At 71.2% G+C, this 6942-nt stretch carries 8 protein-coding genes; 6 read left to right on the forward strand and 2 right to left on the reverse strand.

The window, feature by feature from the left end; genetic code table 11:
• The 5 genes from V7Z97_RS18555 to V7Z97_RS18575 all read left to right on the forward strand — a co-directional run.
• The coding region (locus tag V7Z97_RS18555; protein WP_334164926.1) for a DUF47 domain-containing protein at positions 1–399 on the forward strand (399 nt) is incomplete at its 5' end.
• Positions 400–411: 12 nt separating this feature from the next.
• The gene (locus tag V7Z97_RS18560) at positions 412–1419 is read left to right on the forward strand and encodes an inorganic phosphate transporter (protein ID WP_334164927.1); all 1008 of its coding nucleotides are present in this window, start codon (positions 412–414) and stop codon (positions 1417–1419) included.
• The gene (locus V7Z97_RS18565; protein ID WP_334164928.1) at positions 1419–1868 is read left to right on the forward strand and encodes an NUDIX hydrolase; all 450 of its coding nucleotides are present in this window, start codon (positions 1419–1421) and stop codon (positions 1866–1868) included. Before V7Z97_RS18560 ends, V7Z97_RS18565 begins: the two co-directional genes overlap by 1 nt.
• 106 nt (positions 1869–1974) lie before the next feature.
• Positions 1975–3624, forward strand: coding sequence for a Na/Pi cotransporter family protein (locus V7Z97_RS18570; protein ID WP_334164933.1), 1650 nt, complete (start codon positions 1975–1977; stop codon positions 3622–3624).
• 76 nt (positions 3625–3700) lie between these two features.
• Positions 3701–4786, forward strand: coding sequence for a hypothetical protein (locus V7Z97_RS18575; RefSeq protein WP_334164929.1), 1086 nt, complete (start codon positions 3701–3703; stop codon positions 4784–4786).
• A 3-nt stretch (positions 4787–4789) separates the two neighbouring features.
• On the opposite strand, the gene V7Z97_RS18580 is transcribed toward V7Z97_RS18575, so the two are convergent.
• Both V7Z97_RS18580 and V7Z97_RS18585 read right to left on the reverse strand, forming a co-directional pair.
• Positions 4790–5590, reverse strand: coding sequence for an SDR family NAD(P)-dependent oxidoreductase (locus tag V7Z97_RS18580; RefSeq protein ID WP_334164930.1), 801 nt, complete (start codon positions 5588–5590; stop codon positions 4790–4792).
• Position 5591: 1 nt separating this feature from the next.
• On the reverse strand, positions 5592–6155 hold the full coding sequence (locus tag V7Z97_RS18585; RefSeq protein WP_334164931.1) for a carboxymuconolactone decarboxylase family protein: 564 nt from the start codon (positions 6153–6155) through the stop codon (positions 5592–5594).
• 114 nt (positions 6156–6269) lie between these two features.
• Here V7Z97_RS18585 and V7Z97_RS18590 point away from each other — a divergent pair.
• Positions 6270–6942, forward strand: a 673-nt coding sequence (locus V7Z97_RS18590; protein WP_334164932.1) for a Na+/H+ antiporter NhaA, incomplete at its 3' end; no start/stop codon positions are given.

The raw sequence follows: 6942 nt of genomic DNA on the forward strand, positions 1-6942 counted from the left end.
GAGCTGATCAGCTCCATGGACGACGCCATCGACCAGATGCACAAGACCGCCAAGGCGGTGACCCTGTTCGAGCAGCGCGCCTTTCACCCGCACATGGTCACCCTGGGCGACGTCATCGTGAAGACCGCCGACCTGACCGCCGAGGCCGTCCCCCTGCTGCGCTCCCTCCGCGGCAACGCCAGCCGCCTGCACGCCATCACCGAGGAGGTCACCCGGCTGGAGGAGGATTCCGACCAGCTCTACGACCACGGCATGGCCGCCCTCTACCGCGGCCCGGCGCGCAGCGACCCGATGGCGTTCATCGTCGGCGCGGAGATCTACGACCACCTGGAGAAGGTGGTGGACCGCTTCGAGGACGTGGCGAACCAGGTCAGCGGCGTGCTGATCGAGCACCTCTAGGAGCGGCCCTCGGTGGACCCGTTCGTGCTGCTCGTCTTCCTGGTCATCGTCGCGCTCGCGTTCGACTTCCTGAACGGGCTGCACGACGCGGCCAACTCGATCGCCACCATCGTCTCCACCCGCGTGCTGCCGGCCAACTATGCGGTGATGTGGGCGGCCTTCTTCAACTTCATCGCCTTCCTGGTCTTCCCGCTCCATGTGGCCAACACCGTGGGCAAGGGGATCATCGACCCCGCGATCATTTCCGACGCGGTGATCTTCGGGGCGCTCGGCGGGGCGATCACCTGGAACGTGCTCACCTGGATGCTGGGCATCCCGTCATCCTCGTCGCACGCACTGATCGGCGGCCTGCTCGGCGCGGGGCTCGCCAAGGCGGGGCTGGACCCGGTGGTCTGGGCCGGCGTGCTCAAGACCACCGCCGGCATCGTCATCTCCCCGACGCTTGGCTTCATGCTCGCGCTGACGCTGGTCCTGATCGTCTCCTGGCTGTTCCTGCGTTCCACGCCCTCCTTCGCGGATTCCGCCTTCCGCAAGCTGCAGTTCGTCTCCGCCTCCCTCTTCTCGCTTGGCCATGGCGGCAACGACGCGCAGAAGACGATGGGGATCATCGCCGTGCTGCTCTACTCGCACGGCCAGCTGGGCGGGGAGTTCCACGTGCCGTTCTGGGTGGTGATCACCTGCCAGGCAGCGATGGGGTTGGGCACCCTCATGGGCGGCTGGCGCATTGTGCACACCATGGGATCGCGCATCACCAGGCTGTCGCCGCAGCAGGGCTTCTGCGCCGAGACGGGCGGGGCGATCGCCCTGTTCTTCTTCACCAACCTGGGCGTGCCGGTCTCCACCACCCACACCATCACCGGCTCCATCGTCGGCGTCGGCGCCGCCCGCCGGATGTCGGCCGTGCGCTGGAACGTGGCGGGGCGGATCGTCTGGGCGTGGGTCATCACCCTGCCGGCCGCGGCCCTGATGGGCGCCGGCTTCTACTTCCTCGCCCGGCTGGGCGACCGGCTGGTCGGCTGATGCCCGGCAAGCGGCCCATGCGCGCCGAGCCCGACCGGGAGCCCCGGGCCCAGTACGCCGCCCTGCCTTGGCGGCGGCGGGCGGACGGATCGGTGGAGGTGCTGCTGATCACCTCGCGCGAGACCCGCCGCTGGGTGATCCCCAAGGGCTGGCCGATCAAGGGCCTGAAGTCCCCGAAGTCCGCCGCCCGCGAGGCGTTCGAAGAGGCCGGGGTCACCGGCGAGGTCGCCAAGAAGAAGCTCGGCGCCTACCACTACGACAAGCGCCTCGCCAGCGGCCGCACCCAGCACGTCCGGGTCACCGTCTATGCCCTGCGGGTGGAGGCGGAAGCCGAGACCTGGCCCGAGCAGGGCCAGCGCGAGAAGCTGTGGACCTCCGCCGCCGACGCCGCCCCCCTGGTGGACGAGCCGGAGCTGCAGGCCCTGATCGCCGCCTTCGCCCCGGATTGAACCTGAGCCGCACGGAAACATTGCAGTAATCCGCCGTCAGGCATCCTCATAGGCCCCCGGGGCGCCTCGCCCCAGGCGCGGGAGGTGAACCACCATCGAGCTCTCCCTGACCCTCCTCGAGCTGGCCGGCTTCGCGGCGCTGCTGCTGTGGGGCGTGCACATGGTGCAGACCGGGGTGCAGCGCACCTTCGGGCCGAAGCTCAAGACCTTCCTGGCGGGCGCCCTGCGCAACCGGATCAAGGCGTTCGGCGCCGGCGCCGCGGTGACCGTGGCGCTGCAGTCCAGCACCGCCACGGGCCTGATGCTCACCGCCTTCCAGGCCGGCGGTCTCGTGGCGCTCGCGCCGGCGCTGGCGGTGATGCTCGGCGCCAACGTCGGCTCCACCCTGGTGGTCCAGGTGCTCTCCTTCGACATCGCCGCCGTGGCCCCGCTGCTGGTGCTGGCCGGCGTCATCCTCTTCCGCCGGGCGCAGGACGCGCCCCACGACTTCGGCCGGGTGCTGATCGGCCTGGGTCTCGTCCTCACCGCCCTGCACCAGTTCCTCGCCCTGCTGGAGCCGGTGGTCGCCGCCCCCGCCGCCGAGGCCTTCCTGGCCCAGGTCGGCCGCTACACGCCCGTGGCGGTGATCGTCGCGGCGATCCTCACCTGGGCGGCCCACTCCAGCGTGGTCACCGTCCTCCTGGCCATGAGCCTCACTACCGGCGGGGTGATCCCGCTGGAGACCGGCGTCGCCCTGGTGGTCGGGGCGAACCTCGGCTCGGCGCTCAATCCCCTGCTGGAGGGCGCCGACGCCACCGACCCGGCGGCGCGCCGGCTGCCTCTCGGCAACCTGATCAACCGGCTGGCGGGCCTTGTCCTGGTGATGGGCGCGTTCAGCTTCATCGTGCCCTGGATCGCCCGGCTCGGCCCCACCGAGGCCCGGGCGCTGGCCAACTTCCACACCCTGTTCAACCTCGCGCTGGCCCTGCTCTTCCTGCCGTGGATCCGGACCTATGCGAAGCTGATCGCCAGGCTGCTGCCCGCCCGGCAGGCGGCCGATCCCGGCGCGCCGATCTATCTGGACCCCGAGGCGCGCGCGACGCCGGCCGTGGCGCTCGGCGCGGCCACCCGCGAGGCGCTCCGGATGACCGACACCCTGGAGGAGATGCTGAAGGGCCTGAAGGAGTCCCTCGCGGGCTCCAGCCGCACCTCGATCCAGGCAACGAAGCGGCTCGACGACGTGCTCGACCGCCTGAACACCGCCATCCGGGCCTACCTGATCTCGATTCCCGCCGAGAGCCTCTCTCCCGAGGAGTCCGCGCGCCTCGCCGAGATCCTCGCCTTCGCCACCAACGTCGAGCACGCCGGCGACCTGGTGGACCGCAACCTGCTCAGCGTCGCGACCCGCCGGCTGAAGCGCGGCGTCTCCTTCTCGCCCGAGGGCGAGGCCGACCTCGTGCGGCTCACCGACCGGCTGGTCGCCAACGTCCGGCTGGCGGCGGCGGCCTTCGTCAGCGGCGACCGCTCGGCGGCGCGCCTGCTGGTGGCCGAGAAGGAATCCTTCCGCGACGTCGAGGCCGACGCCGTCGCCGCCCACTTCCAGCGCCTGCAGTCCGGTGACGCCAACACCCTGGACACCAGCTCGCTGCACCTCGACGCCCTGCGCGACCTGAAGCGGATCAATTCCCACCTCGTCGAGGGCGCGGCCTATCCGATCCTGCGCTCGGTGGGCGAGCTCCTGCCCACCCGCCTGCGCCAGGTCGGCGACCGGGGCTGACCCCTTCCCGTTTTTCCGAACGAGCGGTACGCTTCGGCCCGAGGCGCGGCGTCAGATCGCGCCCAGGGAGGACATCATGAGAGCTTCGCGCCTCGCGCTCGCGCTGGCGGCCACGGCCCTGACCGCACTTGCCGCCATTCCCACCGTCGCCGGCGCACAGGACGGGCCGGCCGCCGCCTCCTACAAGGCGCCGCGCAACGCCTGGGGTCAGCCGGACCTGCAGGGCGTCTGGACCAACGCCACCATCACCCCGCTGGAGCGGCCGGCCCAGTTCAGCGACCTGGTCATCCCCGAGGCCCAGGCCCGGGCGATGGAGCAGGCAAACGCCAGCCAGAACGCCGAGGGGCTGAAGCCCACCGACCCCAACGCCAAGGTCACCGACCTGCCGGTGGACTGCGGACGCGGCTTCCGCGGCACCGACTGCGGCTACAACAGCTTCTGGACGGATCCCGGGACCCGGGTCATCCGGATAAACGGCCAGGCCCGCTCCTCGATCATCGTCGACCCGCCGAACGGCAAGCTGCCGGCGATGACGCCGGAGGCCCGCCAGCGCCTGGCCCAGCGGTTCAGCCGCAACAATCCGCGGGCCTTCGACGGCCCGGAGAGCCGATCGCTCGGCGAGCGCTGCATCCTCTCCTTCGGGACCAGCGCCGGGCCGCCGATGCTGCCGCTGCTGTACAACAACACCTACCAGATCGTTCAGAACCGTGACGAGATCGCCATCCTGGTGGAGATGGTCCACGACGTGCGGATCATCCGGCTGAACGCCAAGCCCCTGCCGGCCAGCGTGAAGCAGTGGATGGGGGATTCCATCGGCCGCTGGGAGGGCGACACCCTGGTCGTGGAGACGGTCAACATGCGCCCCGAGCAGGGGCTGCGCGGCGCCTCGGGCGGAACCCTGAAGGTGACCGAGCGGCTCACCCGGGTCGCGCCGGACCAGATCCTCTATCGCTTCACGGTCGAGGACCCCGCCACCTATGTGGCGCCGTTCACCGGCGAGGTGGCGATGAACGCCACCAAGGGTCCGATCTACGAATACGCCTGCCACGAGGGCAACTATGCGCTGGAGGGCATCCTCGCCGGGGCCCGGGCGCTGGAGAAGGAAGGCCGCACGCCAACCTCCGATCCTGTCGCCGACCTGGCGGGCGAGGGCGGGCTCTAGGCGCTAGCCGATCCGCACGCCCATGCCGCCGTCCACCGGCAGGATGGCGCCGGTGACGAAGCGGGCCTCGTCGGAGGCGAGGAACAGGGCGGCGTAGGCGGTGTCCCAGGCGGTGCCCATCTCGCCGATCGGCACCCGGGCGTTGCGCTCCGCCCGCACCTCCGCCTCGCTGCGGCCCGAGCCCTGGGCGATCCCGGCTACGGCCATGGGCGTGTCCATCAGCCCCGGCTGCACGGCGTTGCAGCGCACCCGGTGGCGGGCGTTGGACTGGGCGACGCTGGTGGTCAGCCGGTTCACCGCGGCCTTGGAGACCTCGTAGGCGGTCTGGGCGCCGCCGGCGACGGCCGCCAGCGACGAGGTGTTGACGATGGAGCCGCCGCCCTGCTCGCGCATCACCGGCAGGGCCGCCCGGATGGTCAGCCACATGCCCTTGAGGTTCACGTCGAGGATGCGGTCGAAGGCCTCCTCCGTCAGCCGGTGCGCCGGGCCGTCCCCGCCGCCGCCGATGCCGACGTTGTTCACCAGCACGTCGATCCGACCGAACCGCGACATGGCCTCCGCGACAATGGCGGCGCAGTCCGCGGACTTGCGGATGTCGGCCTCGAGCGCGCCGGCCCGGCCGCCGTCCGCCGCGATCATCTCGGCCGTCTCCACCGCGCGCGCCTTCACCCGGTCGACGCACAACACGTCGGCCCCTTCCCGCGCGAACAGCAGGGCCATGGCCCGGCCGTTGCCCATGGTCTCGCCCGGCGTCTGGCCCGCGCCGACGACCACCGCCGCCTTCCCCTGCAGCCGGCCCGCCATCTCAGTAGGCCTTCAGCTCGGGATCGAGGGTCTGGCCCTCGTCCAGCTGCACCCCGAAGGTGTTCAGCATCATCGAGACCTGGGTGTACTGGCCGGCGGTGAACACCAGGTCCATGCACTGCTTCTCGCTGAAGTGGCGGCGTAGCTCGGTCCAGGTGGGATCGGTGATGAACTGGTCGGCGTGCAGCTCGTCGCAGGCGCGGATCAGGGCCGCGTCGGCCGGCGACCAGCCCGCGTCCGCCCCGCGCTTGATCGCCTCGATCTCCTCGGCCGAGAGGCCCGACTGCAGACCGATGCGGGTGTGCTGGGTGAACTCGTAGCCGGAGCGGCAGAGGAAGCCGATCCGCAGGATCACGATCTCCCGCTCGCGGGCGGGGAGGTCGTTGCGCCGCGACAGCACATAGCCGCCCCAGGCGTTGAACCGGCCGAGCGCCTTGGGCGCATGCGCCAGGGTGCGGAAGATGTTCAGCACGGGGCCGGGGCGGAAGGCCTCCAGCGCCTCCTTCTGCTCGGCGCTGAGCTGGTCGTCGGCGAGCGGCGCGATGCGCGGCTTGGTCAGTCTCATGGATCCCTCCGGCGCCTCTAAACGAGCGTTTGACGCTCCCACCTTAGCGGCTGGGCCGCCGTGCTCCACAGGGATTCGTTGGCGGGCGGCCGCGGCTGTTGCTACGCAGGGCCCGTGTCCACGCGGTCGAGACTCGAATACCTGAAGACGGAGACCGGCGCGGGCCTGCTGCTGGTCGCGGTCGCCCTGTTCGCCACCGCCTGGGCCAACTCGCCCTGGGCCGGCGCCTACGTCCGCCTGATCGGCAATCCCGTCACCCTGCAGCTCGGCCCCTTCGCCGAGACCATGAGCTTCGCCGCCTGGGTGAAGAGCGCCCTTATGCCGGTGTTCTTCTTCGTGGCGGGCCTGCAGATCAAGCAGGAGATCCTGCGCGGCGAGCTTTCCAATCCGCGGCGCCTGGCCCTGCCGCTGATGGCCGCCGGCGGCGGTATCCTCGTCCCAGGCGCCATCTACCTGCTGATCAACCTCGGCGAGGGCGGCGTCGCCCAGGGCTGGCCCACGGCCGCGGCCACGGACATCGCCGTGGCGTTGGCGGTCCTGTCGCTGGCCGGGCCGCGCCTGCCCTCGACGCTCCGGGTCTTCCTGCTCACCGTCATGCTGCTGGATCTGCTGGCCGGCGCGGCGCTCGCCGCCCTGCTGTTCCCGGACGGCCTGCGGCCCTGGATGCTCGGCGGCGCGGCGGCCACCCTCGCGGTCCTCGCCGGCATGGCCCGCTGGCGCACCGCGCCCTACGTCTTCTGGACCGTGGGCCTGATCCTGCTCTGGGGCTTCACGCTGAAGTCCGGGA

It is taken from the genome of Phenylobacterium sp. (assembly GCF_036821595.1).
Classification (GTDB): domain Bacteria; phylum Pseudomonadota; class Alphaproteobacteria; order Caulobacterales; family Caulobacteraceae; genus Phenylobacterium.

What these genes read in the sequence shown, in the direction of transcription:
- V7Z97_RS18580 (WP_334164930.1), bottom strand. Translation starts at nt 5,590, where the DNA reads ATGGCGGGCCGGCTGCAGGGGAAGGCGGCGGTGGTCGTCGGCGCGGGC.
- V7Z97_RS18585 (WP_334164931.1), bottom strand. Translation starts at nt 6,155, where the DNA reads ATGAGACTGACCAAGCCGCGCATCGCGCCGCTCGCCGACGACCAGCTC.
- V7Z97_RS18565 (WP_334164928.1), top strand. Translation starts at nt 1,419, where the DNA reads ATGCCCGGCAAGCGGCCCATGCGCGCCGAGCCCGACCGGGAGCCCCGG.
- V7Z97_RS18575 (WP_334164929.1), top strand. Translation starts at nt 3,701, where the DNA reads ATGAGAGCTTCGCGCCTCGCGCTCGCGCTGGCGGCCACGGCCCTGACC.